Below are 25,943 nucleotides of genomic sequence, written 5' to 3' on the forward strand. Positions count from 1 at the left end.
CCAGGTGCCGCCCGCGCCGCCGTCCATGGAGACGACCGGCCACATCCAGCTGCCGCCCGGCGGCCCGGTCCCGCTGCCGGCACCGCCCGCCGCCAGCGCCCCGGCCGACACCGGCAACACCACGCTCGCCGTGCTCCTCATAGGACCCGCCGGCGCGGGCAAGACGACCGTGGCCCGGCACTGGGCGCGCAGCCGCCGGATGCCCACGTCGCACATCAGCCTCGACGACGTACGCGAGTGGGTCCGCTCCGGCTTCGCCGACCCCCAGACCGGCTGGAACGACCACTCCGAGGCGCAGTACCGCCTGGCCCGGCGCACCTGCGGCTTCGCCGCGCGGAACTTCCTGGCGAACGGCATCTCCTGCATCCTCGACGACGCGGTCTTCCCGGACCGCCCGGTCGTCGGCCTCGGCGGCTGGAAGCGCCACGTGGGTCCCGGGCTGCTGCCCGTCGTGCTCCTGCCTGGTCTGGAGGTCGTCCTGGAGCGCAACGCGGCCCGCAGCGGCAACCGCCGCCTCAGCGACGAGGAGGTCGCCAGGATCCACGGCCGGATGGCCGGCTGGTACGGCTCCGGACTGCCGATCATCGACAACTCGGCCTACGACGTGGCCACCACAGCCCAGGTGCTCGACGACGTGCTCGCCCGCTCCATCGCGTCCCCGCCCACCTGGTGAGGCCCCCGGTCGGACGCGCTGAACCGGCCGGAAAGCGCTGTCGCTCCTAGGCTGAAACGCATGGCAGAGGTGTATGCGGTCCGCCGGGCAAGACTGCGCGACCGGTGCCTGGCAGCGGGCAGCGGCGCCGCGCTGGTCTCCCGGCCGGCCAACGTCCGTTATCTCGCGGGTACGGCACCGGCGGGCGCGGTCCTGCTGCTCGGCCCGGATGACGATGTCCTCCTCTGCCCGGCCGGTCCCGCCGCCGGCCCGCAGGACGGCCGGCCAGACGAGCAGCTGCGGCTCACCGTGCTCCCGTCGACGGGCGGCGACCCCGCGGTGGCGGCCGCGGACCTGCTCTCCTCGGCGGGCGCCGTGTCGCTGGCCGTGGAGGAGCACCATCTGACCGTCGCCAGGCACCGGGCCCTGCACTCGGTGGCACCGCGGCTCCACCTCGCCGACCTCGCCCGCGCCGTCGAGCAGCAGCGCGTCATCAAGGACGAGGAGGAGATCGGCTGTCTGCGCACCGCGGGGGAGATCACCGACCACGCCCTCGGTGAGCTGCTCGAATCGATCCTCGTCGGGCGCACCGAGCGCCATCTCGCCCTGGAGCTTGAGCGCCGTCTCGTCGACCACGGCGCCGCCGGGCCGTCCTTCCCGACCTCGGTGGCCACTGGGCCGAACGCCGGGCTGCGCGGCCACCGGCCCTCCGACCGCCGGGTCGAGGAGGGCGATCTGCTCTCCGTACGGCTCGGTGCGGTCTACCGCGGATACCGATGTGAGATCGGCCGGACCTTCGTCATCGGGACGGCGCCCGCCGACTGGCAGATCGAGCTGTACGACCTCGTCTTCGCGGCACAACGGGCAGGTCGGGAGGCACTTGTGCCCGGTGCGGCCTGCCGGGACGTGGACCTCGCGGCACGCCATGTGCTGGAGGCCGCGGGGCACGGCGGGACCCTCGGTCCTTCGACCGGGCACGGTGTGGGGCTCGAAATCGACGAGGACCCGCAGCTGACACCTGCGGCCATGGGTAAACTGGACGCTTGCGTGCCGGTCACCGTCGAACCGGGGGTCCACCTCCCTGGCCGGGGCGGAGTCCGGATCGATGACACGCTCGTCGTGCGCCCTGAGGCGGACGGCGGACCCGAGCTACTCACCATTACGACCAAGGAGCTGCTCGCCCTCTAGTGGCGTGCACCCGCGGTCCCACACACGCTGCAGTCCAGGAGAACCTCAACCGTGGCTTCCACGAACGACCTCAAGAACGGCCTGGTGCTCAAGCTCGACGGGGGCCAGCTCTGGTCCGTCGTCGAGTTCCAGCACGTCAAGCCCGGCAAGGGCCCGGCTTTCGTGCGCACCAAGCTCAAGAACGTGCTGTCCGGCAAGGTCGTCGACAAGACGTTCAACGCCGGTGTGAAGGTCGAGACGGCCACCATTGACCGACGCGACATGCAGTTCTCGTACATGGACGGCGAGTACTTCGTCTTCATGGACATGGACACGTACGACCAGCTGATGGTCGACCGCAAGTCGGTCGGTGACGCTGCCAACTTCCTGATCGAGGGCTTCACCGCCTCCGTCGCCCAGTACGAGGGCGAGGTGCTCTACGTCGAGCTCCCGGCAGCGGTCGAGCTGACGATCCAGCACACCGACCCGGGCGTCCAGGGCGACCGTTCCACCGGTGGCACCAAGCCCGCCACCCTGGAGACCGGTTACGAGATCGGTGTCCCGCTGTTCATCACGACCGGCGAGAAGATCAAGGTCGACACACGCTCCGGTGATTATCTCGGCCGGGTGAACAGCTAACCGTGGCTGCCCGGAACACGGCGCGCAAGCGCGCCTTCCAGATCCTCTTCGAGGCCGACCAGCGCGCGGCGTCCGTGCAGACGGTCCTCGCGGACTGGATCCGTCTCGCCCGGACCGACGACCGGCAGCCACCGGTCAGTGAGTACACGATGGAGCTGGTCGAGGGGTACGCGGAGCACGCGGACCGTATCGACGACCTCATCGCCACCTACGCGGTGGGCTGGACCCTCGACCGGATGCCGGTCGTCGACCGCAACATCATCAGGCTCAGCACCTATGAGCTGGTGTGGGTCGACGGAACACCGGACGCGGTCGTGATGGACGAGGCGGTGCAGCTCGCCAAGGAGTTCTCCACCGACGAGTCACCGGCCTTCATCAACGGCCTGCTCGGCCGGTTCAAGGACCTCAAGCCGAGCCTGCGCCGCGACTAGGGTCTCGCATCAGGTCCTTCACCCGGGCCCGGCGCGGAAGATGAACAATCTTCTGCTCCGGGCCTGGTGCGTTCCACGGGCTGTGGCCTAGGTTGCGCGCATGGCTGACCCCGACGCACCGACCAGCGAGCCAGGAAACGCCGAGACCAGCTGGGACGCGACCGCCGAGCGGCGTATCCTCGCCCGGCTCGCCGCCCTGCGCGCGGCCGACCTCCCCGTCAGGGGCGGACGCACCATGGCCTATGTCTACGACTCGGGGCTGCCGGGCATCGAGGAGCTGGCATCGGCGGCGGCCGCCGCGTTCGCGGGTGTCAACGGCCTCGACATGACGGCCTTCCCCAGCGTGGTCGCCCTGGAGAACGACATCGTGGCGCGCACCGCCCGGCTGCTCGGCGGCGGCCCCGGGACCGCGGGCACCTTCACCAGCGGCGGTACGGAGAGTTGTCTGCTCGCCGTCCTCACCGCGCGCGAACACGCGCTGCGCACCCGTGGCGTCACCGAACCCGAACTCGTGCTGCCGGAGACCGCGCACGCGGCCTTCCACAAGGCCGCCGCGCTCTTCGGGCTCAGGACCGTCGTGGTCCCGGTGGATCCGCAGACCTACCGGGTGCGCGCCACCGATCTGGCGGCCGCGCTCTCCGACCGCACCGCGCTGGTGGTGGTCTCCGCCCCCTCGTACGCCCACGGGGTGATCGACCCGGTCACGGAAGCCGCCGCCGAAGCGGCCCGGCGCGGGGTGCTCTGTCACGTCGACGCGTGCATCGGCGGCTGGTATCTGGGGCATCTGCGGCTCGGTGCCGGTGCGCCCGGGCTGCCGCCGTTCGACCTCGCCGTACCCGGCGTCACCTCGCTCTCCGTCGACCTCCACAAGTACGGCTACACGGCCAAGGGTGCGTCGGTCCTGCTGTTCCGGGACGCCGAACTGCGCAGGCACGGCTGGTTCGCGCACGCCTCCTGGCCCGGCTATCCGGTGGTCAACGCCACGCTCCAGGGCACCAAGCCCGCCGGGCCGCTCGCCGCCGCCTGGGCGGTACTGGAGCGGATCGGCACCGACGGGTACACCGCGCTGTCGCTGCGTGTCCACCGCGCGGTGACCGCGCTCGCGGCCGGGGTCGCGGAGATCGACGGGCTCCGGGTGCTCGGCAGCCCGGACTCCTCACTGCTGGCGATCGCCGCCGAAGGGCCGGGCGTCGACCCGTTCGTGGTGGCGGACGAGATGCGCCGCCTCGGCTGGTACGTACAGCCGCAGCCCGCCTTCGCGGGTTCGCCCGCCAATCTGCACCTCACCGTGACGGCGGCGATGGCGGGGGAAGAGACCGTACGGAAGCTGCTCGACGCGCTGGCGGAGGCGGCGGCCGCAGCCGCGGTGGCGGGGCCTGCCGACGCCGACCCCGCGGTGATCGCCGCCGCCGGGGCGCTCGACCCGGAGACGCTCACGCCCGAGGAGGCCGCGATGGCACTGGCCTTCGCCGGGGTGGGGGAGCGCGGTGAGCTGCCCGAGCGCATGGCGCCCGTCCTCGCGGTGCTCCAGGCGCTGCCGCCGAAGCTCGCCGAGCGGCTGCTGCCCGAACTCGTCGGCCGGCTCTACCGGCCCGCGGAGGACCGGCGGGTGTCCGAAGGCGGGGGCGCGTGAAGCGCAGGTGTCCGAAGGCGGCCGTCCTGGCGCCGGAAACCCGAAGGGCGGCTCCGGCATATGCGGGGCCGCCCTTCGGACGAGACGTTTCTTCTGTTGAACAATCCGCGCGGGCTCAGCCCTCGTCGTGCGCGACCGCGCGACGCGCGTCCGCGTCCAGCACGCCCCAGCTGATCAGCTGCTCGGTGAGCACCGAGGGGGACTGGTCGTAGATGACGGCGAGTGTGCGCAGGTCGTCCTGGCGGATCGACAGCACCTTGCCGTTGTAGTCGCCGCGCTGGCTCTGGATCGTCGCCGCGTAACGCTGGAGGGGTCCGGCCTTCTCCGGCGGGACGTGGGCGAGGCGCTCCAGGTCCAGGACGAGCTTCGGCGGCGGCTCGGCCGCTCCGCCCGGCGTCGTCCCCGGCAGCAGCTCCTGCACCGGAACCCCGTAGAAGTCCGCCAGCTCGGCGAGGCGCTGGACGGTCACGGCGCGGTCACCACGCTCGTACGAACCGACCACCACGGCCTTCCACCGGCCCTGGGACTTCTCCTCGACACCGTGGAGGGAAAGGCCCTGCTGGGTGCGGATGGCACGGAGCTTGGCCCCGAGCTGTTTTGCGTATTCGCTGGACATATGGCTCCCCGGACGCTGAGATGACCTGCGGCTCCGCCGCGCGGCTGGTAACTCACTGTGAGGTTACGCAGCGTTACTTGGATGCGTCAAGCCGAATGGTCCGGACCGCCCCGGGAGCAGGGCGGGAGCACCCCGGACCGCCCCTTGTGCGGCCTGGTACGGTGGCTTCTGTAAATCCGACGTCCTTTAAGGTCCGTCCCGTGAGGCGGAGAAGGAGGTCCGTTTCATTATGGACACCAGCAGTGCAAGCTCAGACGGTGCCGGCGCAAGCGGTGGCACCGGCGTATCCGGTGCGCGCCCCGTTCTCGAGGCCCCGGACATCGCACGGGTACTGACCCGTATCGCCCACGAGATCGTCGAACGCGCCAAGGGCGCGGAAGACGTCGTGCTCCTCGGCATCCCGACCCGCGGTGTGTTCCTGGCCCGCAGGCTCGCGGCGAAGCTGGAGGAGATCACCGGCCGCACGATCCCGGTCGGCTCCCTGGACATCACCATGTACCGCGACGACCTGCGGATGCGGCCCGCCCGCGCGCTGGCCCGTACGGACATCCCCGCGGACGGCGTCGACGGACGCCTGGTGGTCCTCGTCGACGACGTGCTCTTCTCCGGGCGTACGATCCGCGCCGCGCTGGACGCGCTGGGCGACATCGGCCGTCCGCGCGCCGTGCAGCTCGCGGTCCTCGTCGACCGGGGCCACCGCGAGCTCCCGATCCGCGCCGACTACGTCGGCAAGAACCTCCCCACGTCGCTGCGCGAGACGGTCAAGGTCCAGCTCGCCGAGGAGGACGGCCGCGACACCGTCCTGCTCGGCAGCGAGCGGACCGTCCCGGCCGGCGGCCGTTAGCTCCTCCTTCCTGCGGCCCGCGAACCCGGGCCGAGAGCTGCGCCTGCCCGCTCGCCCTGCCCGAATCTCCGCGACCTCCGCGCCTTTCCCGCGAACATGGAGCACACCCAGATGAAGCGCCACCTCATCTCGGCCGCCGATCTCACCCGCGACGACGCCGTCCTGATCCTCGACACCGCCGAGGAGATGGCCAGGGTCGCCGACCGGCCGGTCAAGAAGCTTCCGACCCTGCGCGGCCGTACCGTCGTCAACCTCTTCTTCGAGGACTCGACCCGGACCCGCATCTCCTTCGAGGCGGCGGCCAAGCGCCTCTCCGCCGACGTCATCAACTTCTCCGCGAAGGGCTCGTCGGTCTCCAAGGGCGAGTCCCTCAAGGACACCGCGCTGACCCTGGAGGCGATGGGGGCCGACGCCGTCGTCATCCGGCACGGCTCATCGGGCGCCCCCTACCGGCTCGCCACATCGGGCTGGATCGACGGGGCCGTCGTCAACGCGGGCGACGGCACCCACGAACACCCCACCCAGGCGCTCCTCGACGCGTTCACCATGCGCCGCAGGCTCGTCGGTGCCGACACCGGCATCGGACGCGACCTCGAAGGCCGCCGCATCACCATCGTCGGTGACGTCCTGCACAGCAGGGTCGCCCGCTCCAACGTCCATCTGCTGCACACGCTCGGCGCCCGGGTCACCCTGGTCGCGCCGCCCACCCTGGTGCCCATCGGCGTCGAGCACTGGCCCTGCGAGGTCTCGTACGACCTCGACCGGGTGCTGCCCGAATCCGACGCCGTCATGATGCTGCGCGTCCAGCGCGAGCGGATGAACGCGGCCTTCTTCCCCACCGAACGCGAGTACTCGCGCCGCTACGGCCTGGACGGCGACCGCATGGCGCGGATGCCGGGCGACTCCATCGTCATGCACCCCGGACCGATGAACCGCGGGATGGAGATCACCGCCGACGTCGCCGACTCCGGCCGCTGCACCGCCGTGGAGCAGGTCGCCAACGGCGTCTCCATCCGGATGGCCGTCCTCTACCTGCTGCTGGGCGGCGCCCAGCCCGCCACGACTTCCCGTACCGAGGAGAGCAAGTAACCATGAGCAAGACCCTGATCCGTGGTGCGAAGGTCCTCGGCGGCGAGCCGCAGGACGTCCTGATCGACGGTGAGACCATCGCGGCGGTCGGCCCCGGCCTGTCCGCCGACGGCGCCGATGTCATCGAGGCGGCCGGCCGGATCCTGCTTCCCGGCCTCGTCGACCTGCACACCCATCTGCGCGAGCCGGGCCGTGAGGACTCCGAGACCGTGCTGACCGGCACCAAGGCCGCGGCCGTCGGCGGCTTCACCGCCGTCCACGCCATGGCGAACACCTTCCCCGTCGCCGACACCGCCGGCGTCGTGGAGCAGGTCTGGCGCCTGGGCAAGGAGTCCGGCTACTGCGACGTACAGCCCATCGGCGCCGTCACGGTCGGCCTGGCCGGCAAGCAGCTCGCCGAACTCGGCGCGATGCACGACTCGGCCGCGGCCGTCCGGGTCTTCTCCGACGACGGCAAGTGTGTGGACGACGCGGTGATCATGCGCCGCGCCCTGGAGTACGTGAAGGCGTTCGACGGTGTCGTGGCCCAGCACGCCCAGGAGCCCCGGCTCACCGAGGGCGCCCAGATGAACGAGGGCGTCGTCTCGTCCGAACTGGGCCTCGGCGGCTGGCCCGCCGTCGCCGAGGAGTCGATCATCGCCCGTGATGTGCTGCTCGCCGCCCATGTCGGCTCCCGCGTGCACATCTGCCATCTGTCGACAGCCGGCTCAGTGGAGCTCGTCCGCTGGGCCAAGTCCAAGGGCTGGAACGTCACCGCCGAGGTGACCCCGCACCACCTCCTGCTCACCGATGAGCTGGTCCGCACGTACAACCCCGTCTACAAGGTCAACCCGCCGCTGCGCACCGAGGCCGATGTGATGGCCCTGCGCGAGGCGCTCGCGGACGGCACGATCGACTGTGTCGCCACCGACCACGCCCCGCACCCGCACGAGGACAAGGACTGCGAGTGGGCCGCGGCCGCCATGGGCATGGTGGGCCTGGAGACCGCGCTCTCCGTCGTGCAGCAGACGATGGTCGACACCGGGCTCGTCGACTGGGAGACCATCGCCGACCGGATGTCCTTCCGCCCCGCGGCCATCGGCCGCCTCACCGGCCACGGCCGCCCCGTCGCCGCCGGTGAGCCCGCGAACCTCACCCTGGTCGACGCGGATTACCGTGGTGAGGTGGACCCCGCGGGCTTCGCCTCCCGCAGCCGCAACACCCCGTACGAGGGCCGTGAGCTGCCGGGACGCGTCACCCACACCTTCCTGCGGGGCAGGGCAACGGTCGTGGACGGGAAGCTGGCGTGACACCTCTCATCAATCTTCACCCCGCATATCTGCACCTCGCAGCGGAGCAGAAGTCGGCGGACGTCACCGACTGGTCGGGGCGCATCGGCTGGATCGTCGGCCTGCTGCTCTTCGTCGCGCTCCTCTACTGGCTGATGCGCGAGGGCTGGAAGTGGCGCGGAACGCTCCAGAGCGACCTGCCCGAGCTGCCCACGGTGCCGGACGCCCCCGGCGCCGCCAGACTGGAGATGAGCGGCCGCTACCACGGCTCGACCACGGCCGGGCAGTGGCTCGACCGGATCGTCGCGCACGGCCTGGGTACCCGCAGCAAGGCCGAGGTGACGCTCACGGACGCGGGCGTCGATGTCGTACGCCCCGGGGCGAGCGACTTCTTCATCCCGGCGGCGCAGCTCCGCGAGGCCCGGCTCGACAAGGGCATCGCGGGCAAGGTCCTCACGGAGGGCGGAATGCTGATCATCACCTGGCAGCACGGCGACAAGCTGATCGACTCCGGCTTCCGCTCCGACCGGGCGGCCGGACACGCCGCCTGGGTCGAGGCCGTCAACGCCATGAGCCACCCGGCGGACGCAGCCCCCACGCACAGCACCGCAAGCAGCAAGCACCACCCGATCACGACGGAAGGCACCGCACGATGACGACCTCAAGGCCGGGGAACGCCTCGGAGAGGAAATCGGCGGCCCCCGCCGTACTCGTCCTGGAGGACGGCCGGTGCTTCCGCGGCCGCTCCTACGGGGCCACCGGTGAGACCTTCGGTGAAGCGGTGTTCAACACCGGCATGACCGGCTACCAGGAGACCCTCACCGACCCCTCGTACCACCGCCAGGTCGTCGTGATGACCGCCCCGCACGTGGGCAACACCGGCGTCAACGACGAGGACGACGAGTCCGCGAAGATCTGGGTCGCCGGCTATGTCGTACGCGACCCGGCCCGCATCCCGTCGAACTGGCGCTCCCGCCGGTCCCTCGACGACGAGCTGGTGCGGCAGGGCATCGTCGGCATCAGCGGTGTCGACACCCGGGCCCTCACCCGCCATCTGCGCGAGCGCGGCGCGATGCGCGTGGGCATCTTCTCCGGCAACGCGCTGGCCGACGACGGTGTGCTCCTCGCCAAGGTCAGGCAGGCGCCCGAGATGAACGGTGCCGACCTCTCCGCCGAGGTCGCCACCGGCGAGACGTACGTGGTCCCGGCAATCGGCCCCGACGGCGAAGCCGTCCCGCTGGGTGCCGCGAAGTTCACCGTCGCCGCCATCGACCTCGGCATCAAGGGCATGACCCCGCACCTGATGGCCGAGCGCGGCATCGAGGTGCATGTCCTGCCCGCGACCGCCACCGTCGACGACGTGTACGCGGTCGCCCCCGACGGGGTGTTCCTCTCCAACGGCCCCGGCGACCCGGCCACCGCCGATCTGACGGTCATCAAGGCGGTGCTGGAGCGGAAGACCCCGCTCTTCGGTATCTGCTTCGGCAACCAGCTGCTCGGCCGCTCGCTCGGCTTCGGCACCTACAAGCTCAAGTACGGCCACCGCGGCATCAACCAGCCGGTGCAGGACCGTACGACCGGCAAGGTCGAGGTCACCGCGCACAACCACGGCTTCGCCGTCGACGCGCCGCTCGACCAGGTCTCCGACACGCCCTACGGCCGCGCCGAGGTCTCCCACGTCTGCCTCAACGACAACGTGGTCGAAGGGCTCCAGCTGCTCGACCAGCCGGCCTTCAGCGTCCAGTACCACCCCGAGGCGGCTGCGGGCCCGCACGACGCCGCGTACCTCTTCGACCGCTTCACGTCTTTGATGAACACCGCCCCGATGGAGGCCCAGCGTGCCTAAGCGCTCCGATATCCAGTCCGTCATGGTCATCGGGTCCGGGCCGATCGTCATCGGTCAGGCCGCCGAGTTCGACTACTCGGGCACCCAGGCATGCCGGGTCCTCAAGGCCGAGGGCCTGCGGGTCATCCTGGTCAACTCCAACCCGGCCACGATCATGACCGACCCGGAGATCGCCGACGCCACCTACGTCGAGCCGATCACCCCCGAGTTCGTCGAGAAGATCATCGCCAAGGAGCGTCCGGACGCCCTGCTGCCGACCCTCGGCGGCCAGACCGCGCTCAACACCGCCATCTCCATGCACGAGGGCGGCATCCTGGAGAAGTACGGCGTCGAGCTGATCGGCGCCAATGTCGAGGCGATCAACAAGGGCGAGGACCGCGACCTCTTCAAGGGCGTCGTCGAGGCCGTACGCACGAAGATCGGCCACGGCGAATCGGCCCGCTCGGTCATCTGCCACTCGATGGACGACATCATCAGCGGTGTCGACGAGCTGGGCGGCTACCCGGTCGTCGTCCGCCCCTCCTTCACGATGGGCGGCGCCGGTTCCGGCTTCGCGCACAACGAGGAGGAGCTGCGCCGGATCGCCGGACAGGGCCTGATGCTCTCGCCGACGACCGAGGTGCTCCTGGAGGAGTCCATCCTCGGCTGGAAGGAGTACGAGCTGGAGCTGATGCGCGACAAGCACGACAACGTCGTGGTGGTCTGCTCCATCGAGAACTTCGACCCGATGGGCGTGCACACCGGTGACTCGATCACCGTCGCCCCGGCGATGACGCTCACCGACCGCGAGTACCAGCGGCTGCGTGACATCGGCATCGCGATCATCCGCGAGGTGGGCGTCGACACCGGTGGCTGCAACATCCAGTTCGCCGTCAATCCCGAGGACGGCCGGATCATCGTCATCGAGATGAACCCCCGGGTCTCTCGTTCGTCCGCACTGGCGTCGAAGGCGACCGGATTCCCGATCGCGAAGATCGCGGCCCGGCTCGCTGTCGGATACACGCTGGACGAGATCCCCAACGACATCACGGAGAAGACCCCGGCGTCCTTCGAGCCGACGCTCGACTACGTCGTCGTCAAGGTCCCGCGGTTCGCGTTCGAGAAGTTCCCGGCCGCCGACGCCACCCTCACCACCACCATGAAGTCGGTCGGCGAGGCCATGGCGATCGGCCGGAACTTCTCCGAGGCGCTCAACAAGGCGCTGCGCTCGATGGAGAAGAAGGGCTCGCAGTTCACCTTCGTGGGCGACCCCGGTGACAAGGCCGAGCTGCTGGAGACCGCCGGGGTCCCCACCGACGGCCGGATCAACACCGTCATGCAGGCCATGCGGGCCGGCGCGACCCCCGAAGAGGTCTTCGACGCGACGAAGATCGACCCGTGGTTCATCGACCAGCTGTTCCTGATCCTGGAGCACGCGCAGGAGCTTGCCGCCGCCGAGAAGCTGGACCCCCAGCTGCTCGCCGACGCCAAGCGCCACGGCTTCTCGGACGCCCAGATCGCCGGGATCCGGGACCTGCGCGAGGACGTCGTCCGCGAGGTGCGGCACGCGCTGGGGGTGCGCCCGGTCTACAAGACGGTCGACACCTGCGCCGCCGAGTTCGCCGCGAAGACCCCGTACTTCTACTCCTCGTACGACGAGGAGAGCGAGGTCGCACCGCGCGAGAAGCCCGCCGTGATCATCCTCGGCTCGGGCCCGAACCGGATCGGCCAGGGCATCGAGTTCGACTACTCCTGTGTCCACGCCTCCTTCGCGCTCAGCGACGCCGGCTACGAGACCGTGATGGTCAACTGCAACCCCGAGACGGTCTCCACCGACTACGACACCTCCGACCGGCTCTACTTCGAGCCGCTCACCCTGGAGGACGTCCTGGAGATCGTGCACGCCGAGACGCTGGCCGGGCCGGTCGCCGGTGTCATCGTCCAGCTCGGCGGCCAGACCCCGCTGGGCCTGGCGCAGGCGCTCAAGGACAACGGCGTGCCGGTCGTCGGCACCCCGCCGGAGGCGATCCACGCCGCCGAGGACCGCGGCGCGTTCGGCCAGGTACTCGCCGAGGCCGGGCTGCCCGCCCCCAAGCACGGCACCGCCACCACCTTCGACGAGGCCAAGGCCATCGCCGACGAGATCGGCTACCCGGTCCTGGTCCGCCCCTCGTACGTGCTCGGCGGGCGCGGCATGGAGATCGTGTACGACGAGATCCGGCTCGCCGCGTACATCGAGGAGTCCACCGAGATCAGCCCCACCCGCCCGGTGCTGGTCGACCGCTTCCTCGACGACGCGATCGAGATCGACGTCGACGCGCTCTACGACGGCACCGAGCTCTACCTCGGCGGCGTCATGGAGCACATCGAGGAGGCCGGGATCCACTCCGGCGACTCCGCCTGCGCGCTGCCCCCGATCACCCTCGGCGGCTTCGACATCAAGCGGCTGCGCATCTCCACCGAGGCCATCGCCAAGGGGGTCGGCGTCCGCGGACTGATCAACATCCAGTTCGCACTGGCCGGCGACATCCTCTACGTCCTGGAGGCCAACCCGCGCGCCTCCCGTACGGTCCCCTTCACCTCGAAGGCCACCGCGGTCCCGCTGGCCAAGGCCGCGGCCCGTATCTCGCTCGGCGCGACCGTCGCCGAGCTGCGCGCCGAGGGCATGCTCCCGGCGACCGGCGACGGCGGCACCCTGCCGCAGGACGCGCCGATCTCCGTCAAGGAGGCCGTGATGCCGTGGTCGCGCTTCCGTGACATGCACGGCAGGGGCGTCGACACCGTCCTCGGCCCGGAGATGCGCTCCACCGGCGAGGTCATGGGCATCGACTCGGTGTTCGGCACCGCGTACGCCAAGTCCCAGGCCGGGGCGTACGGACCGCTGCCCACCAAGGGCCGCGCCTTCATCTCGGTCGCCAACCGGGACAAGCGCTCGATGATCTTCCCGGCCCGCGAGCTGGTCGCGCACGGCTTCGAGCTGCTCGCCACCTCGGGCACCGCCGAGGTGCTGCGCCGCAACGGCATCAGCGCCACCGTGGTCCGCAAGCTCTCCGAGGGCGAGGGCCCGGCCGGTGAGCGCACCATCGTCCAGCTCATCCACGACGGCGAGGTCGACCTCATCGTCAACACCCCGTACGGCACCGGGGGCCGGCTCGACGGCTACGAGATCCGCACCGCGGCCGTGGCCCGCGCGGTGCCCTGCCTCACCACGGTCCAGGCACTCGCCGCGGCCGTCCAGGGCATCGACGCACTCAACGGCGGCGACGTCGGCGTCCGCTCCCTCCAGGAACACGCACGCCATCTGACCGCCGCACGCGAGGTCTAGCAGCCGAGGGGGACACCGGAAACGGTGTCCCCCTCTTCATGAGGAAAGCCGGATGTACAAACTCTTCTTCGACCTGGTCTTCAAGCGGATGGACCCCGAGCGCGCCCACCACCTGGCCTTCCGCTGGATCCGCACCGCGGCGCGGATCCCGGTGCTGCGCACGTTCGCAGCGGCCGTGCTCGCCCCGCGCCACAAGGAACTGCGCACGGAGGCGTTCGGCCTGCGGATGCACGGCCCGTTCGGGCTCGCCGCGGGCTTCGACAAGAACGCGGTCGCCATCGACGGCATGACCATGCTCGGCTTCGACCACGTCGAGATCGGCACGGTCACCGCGCGGCCCCAGCCCGGCAACCCCAGGAAGCGGCTCTTCCGCCTGGTGGCGGACCGCGCGCTCATCAACCGTATGGGGTTCAACAACGAGGGTTCCGCGGCCGTGGCGGCCCGCCTGGCGGCCCGTAACGCCGTCTTCAGGACCACCGTCGGCGTCAACATCGGAAAGACCAAGGTCGTCCCCGAGGACGAAGCCGTCGCCGACTACGTCGCATCGACCGAGCGGCTGGCCCGCCACGCCGACTACCTGGTCGTCAACGTCTCGTCGCCGAACACGCCCGGCCTGCGGAACCTCCAGGCGACCGAAGCGCTGCGCCCGCTGCTGACCGCGGTGCGCGATGCGGCCGACCGCACCGTCACCGAACGGCGGGTCCCGCTCCTGGTGAAGATCGCTCCCGACCTCGCCGACGAGGACGTGGACGCCGTCGCCGACCTGGCCGTGGAACTGGGCCTCGACGGCATCATCGCCACCAACACCACGATCGCCCGCGACACCCTCGGCCTGCGCTCCGCTCCCGCGCTCACCGCGGAGACCGGTGGCCTCTCCGGCGCACCGCTCAAGGAGCGCTCCCTGGAGGTCCTGCGCCGGCTGCACGCGCGTGTGGGCGGCGACCTCACCCTGGTCGGGGTCGGCGGCATCGAGACCGCCGATGACGCGTGGCACCGGATCCTGGCCGGGGCCACCCTGGTCCAGGGGTACAGCGCCTTCATCTACCGGGGCCCGTTCTGGGCCCGCGCGATCCACCGCGGCCTCGCGGCCCGGCTCCGCGACAGCCCGTACGACACCCTCGCCGAAGCCGTCGGCGCCGACACCAGGAAGCAGGCCGTCCGATGACACCTCAGCAGCCGCTCGAACCGTTCGGCACCCGGCTCCGCCGGGCCATGGACACCAGGGGCCCGCTCTGCGTCGGCATCGACCCGCACGCCTCCCTGCTGACGGCCTGGGGTCTCGGCGACGACATCGCGGGTCTGGAGCGCTTCACCCGTACCGTCGTGGAGGCGCTGGCCGACCGGGTCGCCGTGCTCAAGCCGCAGTCCGCGTTCTTCGAGCGGTTCGGCTCGCGCGGCGTCGCCGTCCTGGAGAAGGCCGTCGCCGAGGCACGGTCGGCGGGGGCCCTGGTGCTGATGGACGCCAAGCGGGGCGACATCGGCTCGACCATGGGCGCCTACGCGGCGGCCTACCTGGACCCGGCGTCGCCGCTCTTCTCGGACGCGGTGACCCTCTCGCCGTACCTCGGCTTCGGCTCACTGCGCCCGGCCCTGGACGCGGCGGTGCTCAGCGGCGCCGGTGTCTTCGTCCTGGCGCTGACCTCCAACCCGGAGGGCGCCGAGGTCCAGCGGGCCACGGCGCCCGACGGCCGGCCGCTCGCCCGGCTGATGCTCGACCACATGGCCGCCGAGAACGAGGGCGCCGACCCGCTCGGCTCGGTGGGCGCAGTCGTCGGTGCGACGCTCGGTGACCCCGGTGTGCGCCTGGACATCAACGGTCCGCTCCTCGCCCCCGGGATCGGCGCCCAGGGCGCGACGCCCGCGGACCTGCCCCGGGTGTTCGGTTCGGCGGTCGGCAATGTGGTGCCGAGCGTCAGCCGGGGGGTCCTGCGGCACGGTCCCGACAGCGCGGCCCTGCGCGATTCGGCCGCCCGCTTCGCCGACGAAGTGCGTACGGCGGTCGCCGGCTGAGGAGTGCCGGGCCGATCAGCGAGGTCCGGGGCCGCGCGGGGCCGGAAACCCGGACGCGTACGGTCAGAATCAGCCAGTTGACGTCCGGCAGGCCGAAAACCGGGGGGTTATGCCCTAAATATCCCCTCCGGCCAAGGCTGACCAGGACTTTTCGTCTGTTCTCGCTGACTGGAGCGGCCTTGGCCGCTAGTCTCCGTCGAGAGCCGACGCGCAATTCTGTTGCTCGTCGCTCCGCAGGTGTGGGGCGATCAGTTCCTCACCGGTCCGTATCCGACAGTTCGACATCCGAGGTGACGTAGGCGTGGCTCTTCCGCCCCTTACCCCTGAACAGCGCGCAGCCGCGCTCGAAAAGGCCGCCGCGGCTCGCCGGGAGCGGGCCGAGGTCAAGAATCGACTCAAGCACTCCGGCGCCTCCCTCCACGAGGTCATCAAGCAGGGCCAGGAGAATGGCGTCATCGGGAAGATGAAGGTCTCCGCTCTCCTTGAGTCCCTGCCCGGTGTGGGCAAGGTCCGCGCCAAGCAGATCATGGAGCGGCTCGGCATCTCCGAGAGCCGCCGAGTGCGCGGTCTCGGCTCCAATCAGATCGCCTCTTTGGAGCGCGAGTTCGGTGGCGGCTCTGCCTGACGTCCCGGGCACCCCCGGGAAGCTGGAATAATCGCCGCATGGCTGCAACACCCCGGGGGACGACCCCCGTACCCCCGGACCCCCATCCGCGGTTGACCGTGCTCTCCGGCCCCTCCGGGGTCGGCAAGAGCACGGTCGTCGCCCATATGCGCAAGGTTCATCCCGAGGTCTGGCTCTCGGTGTCGGCGACGACCCGCAAGCCGCGCCCCGGGGAGCGCCACGGCGTCCAGTACTTCTTCGTGGACGACGAGGAGTTCGACAAGCTCGTCGCCAACGGTGAGCTGCTCGAATGGGCCGAGTTCGCGGGCAACAGGTACGGCACCCCGCGCCGTGCCGTCCTCGACCGCCTGGAGGCGGGGGAGCCGGTGCTCCTGGAGATCGATCTCCAGGGCGCCCGGCTCGTACGGAACTCGATGCCCGAGGCCCAGCTCGTCTTCCTGGCACCGCCCAGCTGGGACGAGCTGGTCCGCCGGCTCACCGGACGCGGAACCGAACCGCCCGATGTCATCGAACGCAGGCTGGCGGCCGCCAAGATCGAACTGGCCGCCGAACCGGAGTTCGACACGACCCTTGTCAATACCTCCGTCGAGGACGTGGCCCGCGAGCTGCTAGCCTTGGTCAAGGTTCTTTGATTTTCACTCCATCGGAAGGCAGAGAGTGTCCTCTTCCATCACCACGCCCGAGGGCATCATCAACCCGCCGATTGATGAGCTGCTCGAGGCAACCGACTCCAAGTACAGCCTCGTGATCTACGCCGCCAAGCGCGCGCGCCAGATCAACGCGTACTACTCACAGCTGGGCGAAGGCCTGCTGGAGTACGTCGGTCCGCTGGTGGACACTCACGTCCACGAGAAGCCCCTCTCGATCGCGCTCCGCGAGATCAACGCGGGTCTGCTGACCTCCGAGGCCATCGAAGGCCCCGTTCAGTAACGCAGACAGTGATTTCTTTCACTCCGGGCCCGGCAGCACAGCTGCCGGGCCCGGAGTGTTTCCCGGGGTCCCCCGGAGGGCCGCCCCCCGGGTGATGCAGCATGGGGGTGTACGAATCCGAATGCGGAGCCGAAGCCGGGGAGACATGGACGTGGCGGAGAAGCCGAAGGTCGTTCTGGGGGTCAGCGGAGGCATCGCCGCGTACAAGGTGTGCGAGGTGCTGCGCAGGCTGACCGAGTCCGGCCACGACGTACAGGTCGTGCCGACCGAGTCCGCGCTCCACTTCGTCGGCGCCGCGACCTGGTCGGCGCTCTCCGGACACCCCGTGTCCACCGAGGTCTGGTCCGGCGTCCACGAGGTCCCGCATGTGCGGACCGGGCAGGGCGCCGATCTGGTGCTGGTCGCCCCCGCCACCGCCGACCTGCTCGCGAAGGCCGCCCACGGGCTCGCCGACGACCTGCTGACCAACACGCTGCTCACCGCCCGGTGTCCGGTGGTCTTCGCCCCCGCGATGCACACCGAGATGTGGGAGCACCCGGCCACCCGGGAGAACGTGGCGACGCTGCGCCGCCGCGGCGCCGTCGTGATCGAGCCGGCTGTCGGGCGCCTCACCGGCGTGGACACCGGCAAGGGCAGGCTGCCCGACCCGGGCGAGATCTTCGAGACCTGCCGCCGGGTGCTGGCCCGTGGTGCCACGGTGCCCGACCTGGCGGGCCGCCATGTGGTGGTCAGCGCGGGCGGTACCCGTGAACCGCTGGACCCGGTCCGTTACCTGGGGAACCGCTCGTCGGGCAAACAGGGGTACGCCTTCGCCCGTACGGCTGTCGCCCGCGGTGCCAGGGTGACGCTGGTGGAGGCCAACACCGGACTGCCCGCACCGGTCGGGGCCGACGTGGTGCACGTGGGTACGGCGGTGCAGCTGCGGGAGGCGGTCCTGAAGGCCGCTGCCGACGCCGACGCGGTGGTCATGGCGGCCGCGGTGGCCGACTTCCGCCCCGCCGCGTACGCCCAGGGCAAGATCAAGAAGCGGGACGGCCAGGAGCCCGCACCGATCGAGCTGGTTCGCAATCCGGACATCCTCGCCGAGATCTCCGCGGAGCGCGCCACGCCCGGACAGGTCGTGGTCGGATTCGCGGCCGAGACGGACGATGTGCTCTCCAACGGACGGCACAAACTGCGCCGCAAGGGCTGTGATCTGCTCGTCGTCAACGAGGTCGGGGAGCACAAGACCTTCGGCTCCGAGGAGAACGAGGCGGTGGTCCTGGCGGCCGACGGCGGCGAGACCTCGGTGCCGTACGGCTCCAAGGAAGCACTCGCCGATACGGTCTGGGATCTGGTGGTACCGCGGTTCGGATGAAAATCTGGTGACATCCACCGGGCCGTGGGAAGCCGGTGAAAGCCGTTTTCCACCCCATTTCGGCGGTCCGAAGGCCGTACCGCCGGTGCAGTGCCTCGGGTCACACGGCTCCCACGGAGCGAGACACGTGCCCCGTTGACCCGAGGCGACCGATAAACTGGTCTCGGAATGAGCCGGGCGCAGCCCCCGGCCACTCCACCCGCGATCAGCCAGCAGCCGCTGCAACCCCAGGGAGCGTTGTGTCCCGTCGTCTGTTCACCTCGGAATCTGTCACCGAGGGCCACCCCGACAAGATCGCTGACCAGATCAGCGACACGATTCTGGACGCGCTTCTGCGCGAGGACCCCGCCTCCCGTGTCGCCGTGGAGACCCTGATCACCACGGGCCAGGTGCACGTGGCCGGTGAGGTCACCACCAAGGCGTACGCCCCGATCGCGCAGCTCGTGCGCGACAAGATCCTCGAGATCGGCTACGACTCGTCGAAGAAGGGCTTCGACGGCGCCTCCTGCGGCGTGTCGGTGTCCATCGGCGCGCAGTCCCCGGACATCGCCCAGGGCGTCGACACCGCGTACGAGAAGCGGGTGGCCGCCGCCGGCGGCACCGAGGACGACCTCGACAAGCAGGGCGCCGGCGACCAGGGCCTGATGTTCGGCTACGCCTGCGACGAGACGCCCGAGCTGATGCCGCTGCCCATTCACCTGGCACACCGGCTCTCGCGCCGTCTCTCCGAGGTCCGCAAGAACGGCACCATCCCGTACCTGCGCCCCGACGGCAAGACCCAGGTCACCATCGAGTACGACGGCGACAAGGCGCTCCGCCTCGACACGGTCGTGGTCTCCTCGCAGCACGCGAGCGACATCGACCTGGACTCGCTGCTCGCCCCCGACATCCGCGAGTTCGTCGTCGAGCATGTGCTGAAGCAGCTGATCGACGACGGCATCAAGCTGGACACCGAGGGCTACCGGCTGCTGGTCAACCCGACCGGGCGGTTCGAGATCGGTGGCCCGATGGGCGACGCCGGCCTGACCGGCCGCAAGATCATCATCGACACGTACGGCGGCATGGCCCGGCACGGCGGCGGCGCTTTCTCGGGCAAGGACCCGTCGAAGGTGGACCGCTCGGCGGCGTACGCCATGCGCTGGGTCGCCAAGAACGTGGTGGCCGCAGGGCTCGCCACCCGCTGCGAGGTCCAGGTCGCGTACGCGATCGGCAAGGCCGAGCCGGTGGGTCTGTTCGTGGAGACCTTCGGCACCGCGGCCACGGACGTCGAGAAGATCGAGCAGGCCATCTCGGAGGTCTTCGACCTCCGCCCGGCCGCGATCATCCGTGATCTGGACCTGCTGCGCCCGATCTACGCCGAGACCGCGGCGTACGGCCACTTCGGCCGCGAGCTGCCGGACTTCACCTGGGAGCGCACCGACCGGGTGGACGCCCTGCGGAAGGCCGCGGGGCTGTAGGGCCCGCCCGCTCCAGTCACAGCGCACTGCCCGGCATCTCCCAGCGGAGGCGCCGGGCAGTGCGCTGTGTTGCGTACGGGGCCCCGCCGGATCGCAGTCCGGCCGGATCAGAAGGGCACCGACTCCGCGGGCGGCGGGGGCCCCGCGGGTCCCGCCCCGTTGACATGGGGCGGGGGCGGACCGGGGGTCGAGTGGAACCTGGTGCGGATCTCGGCTGCGGGGTCCCCGTCGAGATAGCGCAGCGTCCCCGAGACCTGGCCGGCGAGCAGGACGATCACCGGGTCCTCCGGCGGCAGCCCGGTGGCCTCCACCAGCTGGGCGAAGGCATCGCCGAGCCCATTGCCGGCCGGTTCAGGCTCCTCCGCCTCCCCGGGAGCTGTTACCGGAGAGCCGCCGGGCCCGGCGAACGGCCCGGGGACCCCGCCGGGCGCGAGCTCGGGCCCCTCCTCGGGCGGGCGGTCCACCAGATGCCGGAACCTCTCCTCGACGTCCTGGTTGTTGGCGGCCGATGTGAGCTGGGCGAGCAGACCGATGTCCTTGACCGTCCGGTCCACGCGGTCGTCGTTCCTGTGCAGCCACCACACCACCGCGCTGCCGGTGTCCCGCAGCACATCCTTGCCCAGATAGGTCCTGCGGCTCTGCTCGAACTTCCGCTCGTGCTCCCAGACCGCTTCGTCCTTGCGGACGGAGGCCAGGGCGGCCAGCCGCTCCTGGTCCCGGTCCGAGAGCGTGAGGCCGACTTCCAGCGCCATGGCCTGGACCCGGCCCGACGCATCCTCCTGCATCGTTCCCAGCACCCCGTTCAGCTCGTGCTGTACGAGGGAGCTCCGGGTGGGGCTGCGGAGCGCGGTGACCGCGCGGGCACGGTCGAGCAGGGCGTCGACCGCCAGCCCGCTCGCATTGACCGGTGGCGACCCCGGCGGGGCGGACACCGGACACCAGCGGACCGTCGCGGAGAACAGGAAGTCGTAGTCGTCCGCCGCGCTCGGCAGAGCGACGTCGCTGATCCGCAGTTCCCGCCGTTCCACCGGTGGTACGGGCAGGTCGGGCATGAATTCGGCGGGGAACGGATCCACCCGGCGGTCCGCGAACCGTATGACCAGCACCGGGGCCGCCAGCAGCGGAACGGCGGCCGCCGGCCACGCCCAGCGCGGCCAGCTCTCGTACAGGCCGATGATGACGAGGAGAAGCCCGCCGATCAGGGTGAGAAAGACGGTGACGGTTTTCTGACCGGAGCTCATGGCGCTGTCGACTCCCGGGGTGAGGTGATCCACTCATGCTGGGCTGCGCTGATCTTCTGGAGGACCCTGGCCGGCAGGGCGGCTGCCCTGTGGTCCGCTGTCGGGCCCTCATCGCGCCGTTGCCGGGCGGCGGCCCACTCACCGGCGAAGCGGTAGAGGAGCCCGAAGCGGTCGCCGCGCTGCTCGCAGCCGGCGACGAGGACGTCGAGGAAACGGTCCGCGTACGGGGCGCCCGCGCACACCGCCGTCAGCCACCCGGCTGCGGCCGGAGCCCACTGTGCTGCCGTGCGATCGCGGAACACGGCCGACCAGCACACGGCGAGGCTGGTCCGTACCCCGGGTTCGGCCAGGAGCGGGCGTGATCGGCCCGCGGAATCGGTCAGTGGTCCGGGCCCGGACACGTAGAGGAAGATGTCCGGGTCGACGCGCCAGGGGCTCGACGCGAGACGGTCGAGCATCCGGCGCAGCAGATGGTGGTTCTCCCCGACCAGCTTCAGCAGCGCCGCCCGGCCTTCCGAGCCGGTACCTTCCCTGCGAGCCAGATGGTGCAGCCGGACCAGCGCCGCGTAGGGGTGCGAGACGGACATCTCGGCCGCGCAGACACCGATGAGGACGTGCCGCAGCGGCGCGCTGAGCTGATTACTCGTCGACAGGTCATAGATCTGATGGCGGAACCTCCCGCCGTACCGCACGCTCCGCAGACCGTGCCGCAGGCCGTGCGCGGCGGCGCGGAAGGCAGGCCCGTCGGAACGCGGCGCCGAGGCCCACTGCTTCGTGAGGTCGAGCAGATCGTCGGGGCGCTGTGTGGCCAGGCACTGCTCCGCCACCCGGTCGACCAGCCGGTCGCGGTCCGCGTCCGTCAGCCCGGGCAGGCCCACCGCCTGCCCGGCCCAGTCCCGCAGCGGTTCCCGCAAGTCGGGGAAGTCCCGCCAGACGAGGGTGCGCACCGCGCCGTCGACACCGAGCCCGGTGAAGCGGACCCGGTCGCCCGCGGTGATCTCCGCCTCGATCCCGGCCAGCCGCTCGGTCAGCGCGCGGCGCCGCAGCAGCGCCCGCACACTGCCCGGTGGCTCATCGCCGAGCAGCAGCTCCGTCGCCCGGTGGACGGCGTCCGCCCTGGCTCCGTGGAGCATGGCGGTCGTCACCAGCAGAGCGCGGTCGGCGCCCCTGCGCAAGGTGCCGAACTGGCGGGCCGCCTGTTCCGGGGTGCGCAGCACACCCCTCAGCGCCTCCTCGCACCAGTCCGCGAAGTCCCCGCCCCTGCCTGCCGCTTCGCACAGGAACTGGGCGAATGTGGCGACGCGGGACAGGGACGGCGCATGGGCGAGGTAGTCCGTCACGTCGGCCGGCGCCAGGTCCGTCATCGTCGGATCAAGCCCCGAACTCCGCATATGGTGCTTGACGATGTCCAGCTCCATGTCCGGCACCCGGCTGATGGAGCGGCGCAGATCCCCCAGCGCCGGGACGAGCCCGTCGTCCGAGCCGGAGAGCACGGTCGGCAGGATGATCACCAGCCCCGCCGCTCTGTCCCTGACGGCCTGCCGGAAGGGCGACAGCTCGGTCTGAACCCCCGCCCACAGACGCTCCTTCGCGCTGGACAGGTCCAGCAGCAGCCGGTCGTCGTGGGCGACCACCTCGGGATCCAGCAGGCACCGGGAGTCCTCCTCCTCCCGTTCCAGGGGGAGTTCCTGGATGGGGGAGGGCCCCGGCATGCCGCGCAACAGGATCCTGGCGGCTGTGCCCCGGCCGCTGCCCGGCCTGCCGTCCAGGAGCACCATGCGGTGTTTCTCCAGTACGTCGGACGCCTGGTGAAATCCGTCGGGGGGTACGAAGTGGCGGTGCAGCCACCTCAGTTCGTCCTCGGCGACCTTGCGCGGTGACCTCTCCTGGGCATCCTTCGGAGGCGGGGGTCCCATGTAGTAGTTGTTGGTCTGGGGACCGGAGCCCGCGTGGACCGAATCGCTGCTCCCGATGAACGTGGAGGCCGATTCGCTCACCGGGACCCGTCCTCACGCCGGTGCCTGCTGCCGAACGACTGGTGGATCCCCTCACGGTTGTCGCCCGCGATGTACTGCGCGCCGTCCCCCGAGAGATGCGGCTGGTGCTGGGGCCCGGTACCTGTGTGTACAGGACCGTTGACGTGCTTGATGACCGTGCCGCCGACATCGCCGGAGACGTCCCCGGCCTGGATGACGGTGCCGCTGACGTTCTCCGCCGAGTTCCCCACGGAATCGGGCCGGCGGCGCGACCGCGTCTGCGCGAGGGCCTGTTCCGCCTCGGCCAGTTCCGGTACGCGGTCGGTCAGGAACGCACTGATGCGCCGCAGACCGGCATCGGCGTCCTGGGTGTCGTACCTGACGGACTGACAGCGCGCCAGTTTCGCCAGCGCGCGGGGCAGCTCGTCCGGGCGCAGCCGCTCGGTGCGGCGGCCCACGAGGACCGGTACGACATGGAGGGAGCACCGTAAGGCCTCCAGGATTTCCTTGCGCACCCAGTCCTTGGGATCCCGCAGCTCCGGTGCGCCGGCCCACCGCCCTCCGACGACCGCGATCAGCACGCTGCTGCGCCGGACCGCTGTGAGCAGCTCATCGTCGAAGAGAGCACCCGGCTCGATGGACTTGCTGGCGCGGAAGATACGACGGCTGCCGAAGCGGTTGCTGAGATCACGCTCCAGAGTGGTGGCGGTCTCCTCGCCGTCGCCGGTCCGGTAGTTGATGAAGACATCGGGCATGGTGGTCCCTCTCTCGTTACTGATCCGGTCGTGCGGGAGCCAGGACGGAAGCGAGCTGGGGCGACAACTCGCGTACCGAGGTGCGGGCGGGATGGCGGCCGAGCACCCGGGCCAGCCGGCGCAGATCGAGCCCGACCGTCGCCGAACCGATGGTGTGGGCGTCGCCCAGCAGCCTGCCCGCGAGGAAGCAGGCATGGTCGATCTCGCCTGCGAGAGCGTGCGCCAGCGCCTGCCGGACGCCGTATCTGGCGCGGGTCCGCAGGGCGCCGGCCGGCACCTTGGCCATCTCCCGGTCCAGGGCCGCGGCGGACTCTCCGGCCCTGCCGAGATCGAGCAGGGACCAGGCGGTGGTCATCGCCACCGGGTCGGTGAGATGGGTGGTGCCGAGCACCGGGCCGCCTGTGTCACCGCTGTCGGCCGCGAGGAGGCCCCGGGCCCGGTCCAGCGCCCGCATGGCCGGGCCGTACTCGCCCGCGAGCGCGTACCCCTGGCCCTCCCGCTGGGCGGCGAGCCCCATGATCCGTGGCGGCGCCGGGTGGGAGCGGCGGACTTGTTGCGCCGGCGCGACCGTACCGGCCGCGTCGCCGCTGTAGTACGCGATGAGTCCGCGCCGTACGAGCGCATAGGCCGCGAGATCCCGGTCACCGGACGCCGATGCCAGCGCCACTGCGTGGTCGGTCCAGCTCAGGGCGCCGCTGTCGTCGCCCGACTCCTGGGCCATCCACCCGGCGAACTCGGCGTAGGAGGCACTCAGAGCGAGAAGTCCGCGCGCGGTCCGGGGGCCGCACCGGGCCGCCAGGACCTGAAGGGCCTGTGTCTGTGCCGCCAGGGCCGGGAGCACCGCCGACGCCGGGGCTGTCTGCCCCAGCCGGCGGAATTGGTCGAACAACGCACGCGATACGTCGAGCAGGGTTCCGTCCGCCGGGTCGGCTCCGGGGCCAGGCGGGCCGGCGCCCGGCAGCAGCCCGAGCAAGGGGGCGGCGCCGAGGGCCACGACCTGGCGGCGGCCGGGGAGGGCCGCTGCCTGCTGAGCCGGAGGCCCGGTCCCGTCCGGTGAACGGGGCCTGCGCCCCGCACTGCGGCCGGGGACCAGGGCGAGCAGCGCACCGCCCTGCCGTAACTGCCCGTCGCACAGCCTGGCCAGCTCCGGTGTCGGGTGTTTCCTGCCCGTCTCCACCTTGCTGAGCTGGCCCTTGCTGTAGTGAATGAGCGAGGACAACTGGGTGAGTGTCAGGCCCGCGCCGGTGCGGGCCCTGCGTAAGGCGCTGCCGAAGGTTTCCGGTTGGTCCAGCATGTGACCCCCTGAGATGCGTGCCGCCGCCCGGCGCCGTGAGCCAGACTCGGCCCTGTTCGTGGCGGCGAGCAAGGCACCCGGTCGGGTTTCCCGTTTCCGGTTCTGGAGGGAACCCGATCCCGTCAGTCATGTCGAGAAGGCGATTTCAGCCACGCGAGTGACCGGCGGGGCGCAGGGGAGGGGGTGCTGTGGGGCGCGGGCTCAGCGGGTCGAGGTGAAGCGGAGTTCCGTTCCCGGTGCCGCCTGGGCGGCGGTGGACAGTGCCTCCTCCGGGACCACGCCGATCACCGGGTAACCGCCCGTCGTCGGGTGGTCGTTGAGGAAGATCACCGGGCGGCCGTCCGGTGGGACCTGGACCGAGCCCAGGACGACGCCCTCGCTGGGGAGTTCGCCCTGGCGGGCCCGTTCCAGGGCGGGGCCGTCGGTGCGCAGGCCGATGCGGTTGCTGTGCGGGGACACCCGGTAGCGGGCCGTCGTCAGTGTGCGCAAGGCGGCCGGGGTGAACCAGTCGTCGCGTGGGCCGGACAGCACCGGCAGGACCAGGGACGCGGGGATGCCGGGCCATGGGGCGCAGTCCGCACCCGGGGGCGTGGCGTGGTTCCCGGGGGTGCCGAGGGGGAGGCTGTCGCCGTCGCGCAGGGGGGCCGGGCCGAGGCCCGAGAGCAGGTCGGCCGAGCGGCTGCCCAGCACGGGCTCCGGGCACAGGCCGCCCCCGAAGGCCAGATAGCTGCGGACCCCGTACTGCGCCCCGTGGGCTTCGAGCGCCGGGGCGGCGGGCACCGGGACGGGGGGGCCCCACGGCGCCGGCC

The 25,943-nt window shown here is 71.1% G+C and carries 24 protein-coding genes; 18 read left to right on the forward strand and 6 right to left on the reverse strand.

The window, feature by feature from the left end; genetic code table 11:
- The 5 genes from G3I19_RS17500 to G3I19_RS17520 all read left to right on the forward strand — a co-directional run.
- Positions 1 to 673: AAA family ATPase (locus tag G3I19_RS17500; protein WP_164264556.1), on the forward strand; the 673-nt coding region annotated here is incomplete at its 5' end.
- 60 nt (positions 674 to 733) lie between these two features.
- The gene (locus tag G3I19_RS17505) at positions 734 to 1,840 is read left to right on the forward strand and encodes an aminopeptidase P family protein (protein ID WP_164264557.1); all 1,107 of its coding nucleotides are present in this window, start codon (positions 734 to 736) and stop codon (positions 1,838 to 1,840) included.
- Between the two features lie 51 nt (positions 1,841 to 1,891).
- Positions 1,892 to 2,458: an elongation factor P gene (gene efp, locus G3I19_RS17510; RefSeq protein ID WP_164264558.1), complete on the forward strand. Its 567-nt coding sequence runs from the start codon at positions 1,892 to 1,894 to the stop codon at positions 2,456 to 2,458.
- 2 nt (positions 2,459 to 2,460) lie between these two features.
- A complete protein-coding gene (gene nusB, locus G3I19_RS17515; RefSeq protein ID WP_164264559.1) occupies positions 2,461 to 2,889 on the forward strand; it encodes a transcription antitermination factor NusB in 429 nt (142 codons plus the stop codon).
- 100 nt (positions 2,890 to 2,989) lie between these two features.
- Entirely contained in the window at positions 2,990 to 4,522 is a 1,533-nt protein-coding gene (locus G3I19_RS17520; RefSeq protein ID WP_164264560.1) for an aminotransferase class V-fold PLP-dependent enzyme, read from the forward strand.
- 115 nt (positions 4,523 to 4,637) lie between these two features.
- Here G3I19_RS17520 and bldD read toward each other — a convergent pair whose 3' ends face one another.
- Complete coding sequence (gene bldD, locus G3I19_RS17525; protein ID WP_014157378.1) at positions 4,638 to 5,138, reverse strand: transcriptional regulator BldD; 501 nt, start codon at positions 5,136 to 5,138, stop codon at positions 4,638 to 4,640.
- 229 nt (positions 5,139 to 5,367) lie between these two features.
- Here bldD and pyrR point away from each other — a divergent pair, with 229 nt between their 5' ends.
- The 13 genes from pyrR (at position 5,368) to metK (ending at position 19,868) form a co-directional block, all read left to right on the forward strand.
- On the forward strand, positions 5,368 to 5,982 hold the full coding sequence (gene pyrR / locus G3I19_RS17530; protein ID WP_164264561.1) for a bifunctional pyr operon transcriptional regulator/uracil phosphoribosyltransferase PyrR: 615 nt from the start codon (positions 5,368 to 5,370) through the stop codon (positions 5,980 to 5,982).
- A gap of 111 nt (positions 5,983 to 6,093) precedes the next feature.
- On the forward strand, positions 6,094 to 7,071 hold the full coding sequence (locus tag G3I19_RS17535) for an aspartate carbamoyltransferase catalytic subunit (RefSeq protein WP_164264577.1): 978 nt from the start codon (positions 6,094 to 6,096) through the stop codon (positions 7,069 to 7,071).
- A gap of 2 nt (positions 7,072 to 7,073) precedes the next feature.
- Positions 7,074 to 8,360 carry a dihydroorotase gene (locus G3I19_RS17540; RefSeq protein WP_164264562.1) on the forward strand — a complete coding sequence of 429 codons (1,287 nt, stop codon included), beginning with the start codon at positions 7,074 to 7,076 and terminating at the stop codon, positions 8,358 to 8,360.
- A 29-nt stretch (positions 8,361 to 8,389) separates the two neighbouring features.
- Positions 8,390 to 8,995, forward strand: a complete 606-nt coding sequence (locus G3I19_RS17545) for a hypothetical protein (RefSeq protein ID WP_164264578.1) — start codon at positions 8,390 to 8,392, stop codon at positions 8,993 to 8,995.
- The gene (gene carA / locus G3I19_RS17550) at positions 8,992 to 10,185 is read left to right on the forward strand and encodes a glutamine-hydrolyzing carbamoyl-phosphate synthase small subunit (protein ID WP_164264563.1); all 1,194 of its coding nucleotides are present in this window, start codon (positions 8,992 to 8,994) and stop codon (positions 10,183 to 10,185) included. The genes G3I19_RS17545 and carA overlap by 4 nt, the downstream gene beginning before the upstream one ends.
- Positions 10,178 to 13,489, forward strand: a complete 3,312-nt coding sequence (gene carB, locus G3I19_RS17555) for a carbamoyl-phosphate synthase large subunit (protein ID WP_164264564.1) — start codon at positions 10,178 to 10,180, stop codon at positions 13,487 to 13,489. Before carA ends, carB begins: the two co-directional genes overlap by 8 nt.
- Before the next feature lie 52 nt (positions 13,490 to 13,541).
- Complete coding sequence (locus G3I19_RS17560) at positions 13,542 to 14,654, forward strand: quinone-dependent dihydroorotate dehydrogenase (protein ID WP_164264565.1); 1,113 nt, start codon at positions 13,542 to 13,544, stop codon at positions 14,652 to 14,654.
- Positions 14,651 to 15,499 carry an orotidine-5'-phosphate decarboxylase gene (gene pyrF / locus G3I19_RS17565; RefSeq protein WP_164264566.1) on the forward strand — a complete coding sequence of 283 codons (849 nt, stop codon included), beginning with the start codon at positions 14,651 to 14,653 and terminating at the stop codon, positions 15,497 to 15,499. Before G3I19_RS17560 ends, pyrF begins: the two co-directional genes overlap by 4 nt.
- Positions 15,500 to 15,800: 301 nt before the next feature.
- Positions 15,801 to 16,124, forward strand: coding sequence for an integration host factor (locus G3I19_RS17570; RefSeq protein WP_164264567.1), 324 nt, complete (start codon positions 15,801 to 15,803; stop codon positions 16,122 to 16,124).
- Between the two features lie 38 nt (positions 16,125 to 16,162).
- On the forward strand, positions 16,163 to 16,756 hold the full coding sequence (gene gmk / locus G3I19_RS17575) for a guanylate kinase (RefSeq protein ID WP_164264568.1): 594 nt from the start codon (positions 16,163 to 16,165) through the stop codon (positions 16,754 to 16,756).
- Positions 16,757 to 16,781: 25 nt separating this feature from the next.
- Positions 16,782 to 17,054, forward strand: coding sequence for a DNA-directed RNA polymerase subunit omega (rpoZ, locus tag G3I19_RS17580; protein WP_164264569.1), 273 nt, complete (start codon positions 16,782 to 16,784; stop codon positions 17,052 to 17,054).
- A gap of 145 nt (positions 17,055 to 17,199) precedes the next feature.
- A complete protein-coding gene (gene coaBC / locus G3I19_RS17585) occupies positions 17,200 to 18,411 on the forward strand; it encodes a bifunctional phosphopantothenoylcysteine decarboxylase/phosphopantothenate--cysteine ligase CoaBC (protein WP_164264570.1) in 1,212 nt (403 codons plus the stop codon).
- A gap of 239 nt (positions 18,412 to 18,650) precedes the next feature.
- Entirely contained in the window at positions 18,651 to 19,868 is a 1,218-nt protein-coding gene (gene metK / locus G3I19_RS17590; RefSeq protein WP_164264571.1) for a methionine adenosyltransferase, read from the forward strand.
- 107 nt (positions 19,869 to 19,975) lie between these two features.
- Here the strand turns inward: metK and G3I19_RS17595 are convergent, their stop codons facing one another.
- The 5 genes from G3I19_RS17595 to G3I19_RS17615 form a co-directional block, all read right to left on the reverse strand.
- A complete protein-coding gene (locus G3I19_RS17595) occupies positions 19,976 to 21,109 on the reverse strand; it encodes a hypothetical protein (RefSeq protein WP_164264572.1) in 1,134 nt (377 codons plus the stop codon).
- The gene (locus G3I19_RS17600) at positions 21,106 to 23,106 is read right to left on the reverse strand and encodes a hypothetical protein (RefSeq protein ID WP_164264573.1); all 2,001 of its coding nucleotides are present in this window, start codon (positions 23,104 to 23,106) and stop codon (positions 21,106 to 21,108) included. Before G3I19_RS17600 ends, G3I19_RS17595 begins: the two co-directional genes overlap by 4 nt.
- The gene (locus tag G3I19_RS17605) at positions 23,103 to 23,840 is read right to left on the reverse strand and encodes a toll/interleukin-1 receptor domain-containing protein (protein WP_164264574.1); all 738 of its coding nucleotides are present in this window, start codon (positions 23,838 to 23,840) and stop codon (positions 23,103 to 23,105) included. The genes G3I19_RS17600 and G3I19_RS17605 overlap by 4 nt, the downstream gene beginning before the upstream one ends.
- 16 nt (positions 23,841 to 23,856) lie before the next feature.
- Positions 23,857 to 25,134, reverse strand: coding sequence for a helix-turn-helix transcriptional regulator (locus G3I19_RS17610; protein WP_164264575.1), 1,278 nt, complete (start codon positions 25,132 to 25,134; stop codon positions 23,857 to 23,859).
- Between the two features lie 201 nt (positions 25,135 to 25,335).
- Positions 25,336 to 25,943: biotin-dependent carboxyltransferase family protein (locus G3I19_RS17615; RefSeq protein ID WP_164264576.1), on the reverse strand; the 608-nt coding region annotated here is incomplete at its 5' end.

It is taken from the genome of Streptomyces sp. SID10853 (assembly GCF_010548145.1).
GTDB lineage: Bacteria > Actinomycetota > Actinomycetes > Streptomycetales > Streptomycetaceae > Streptomyces.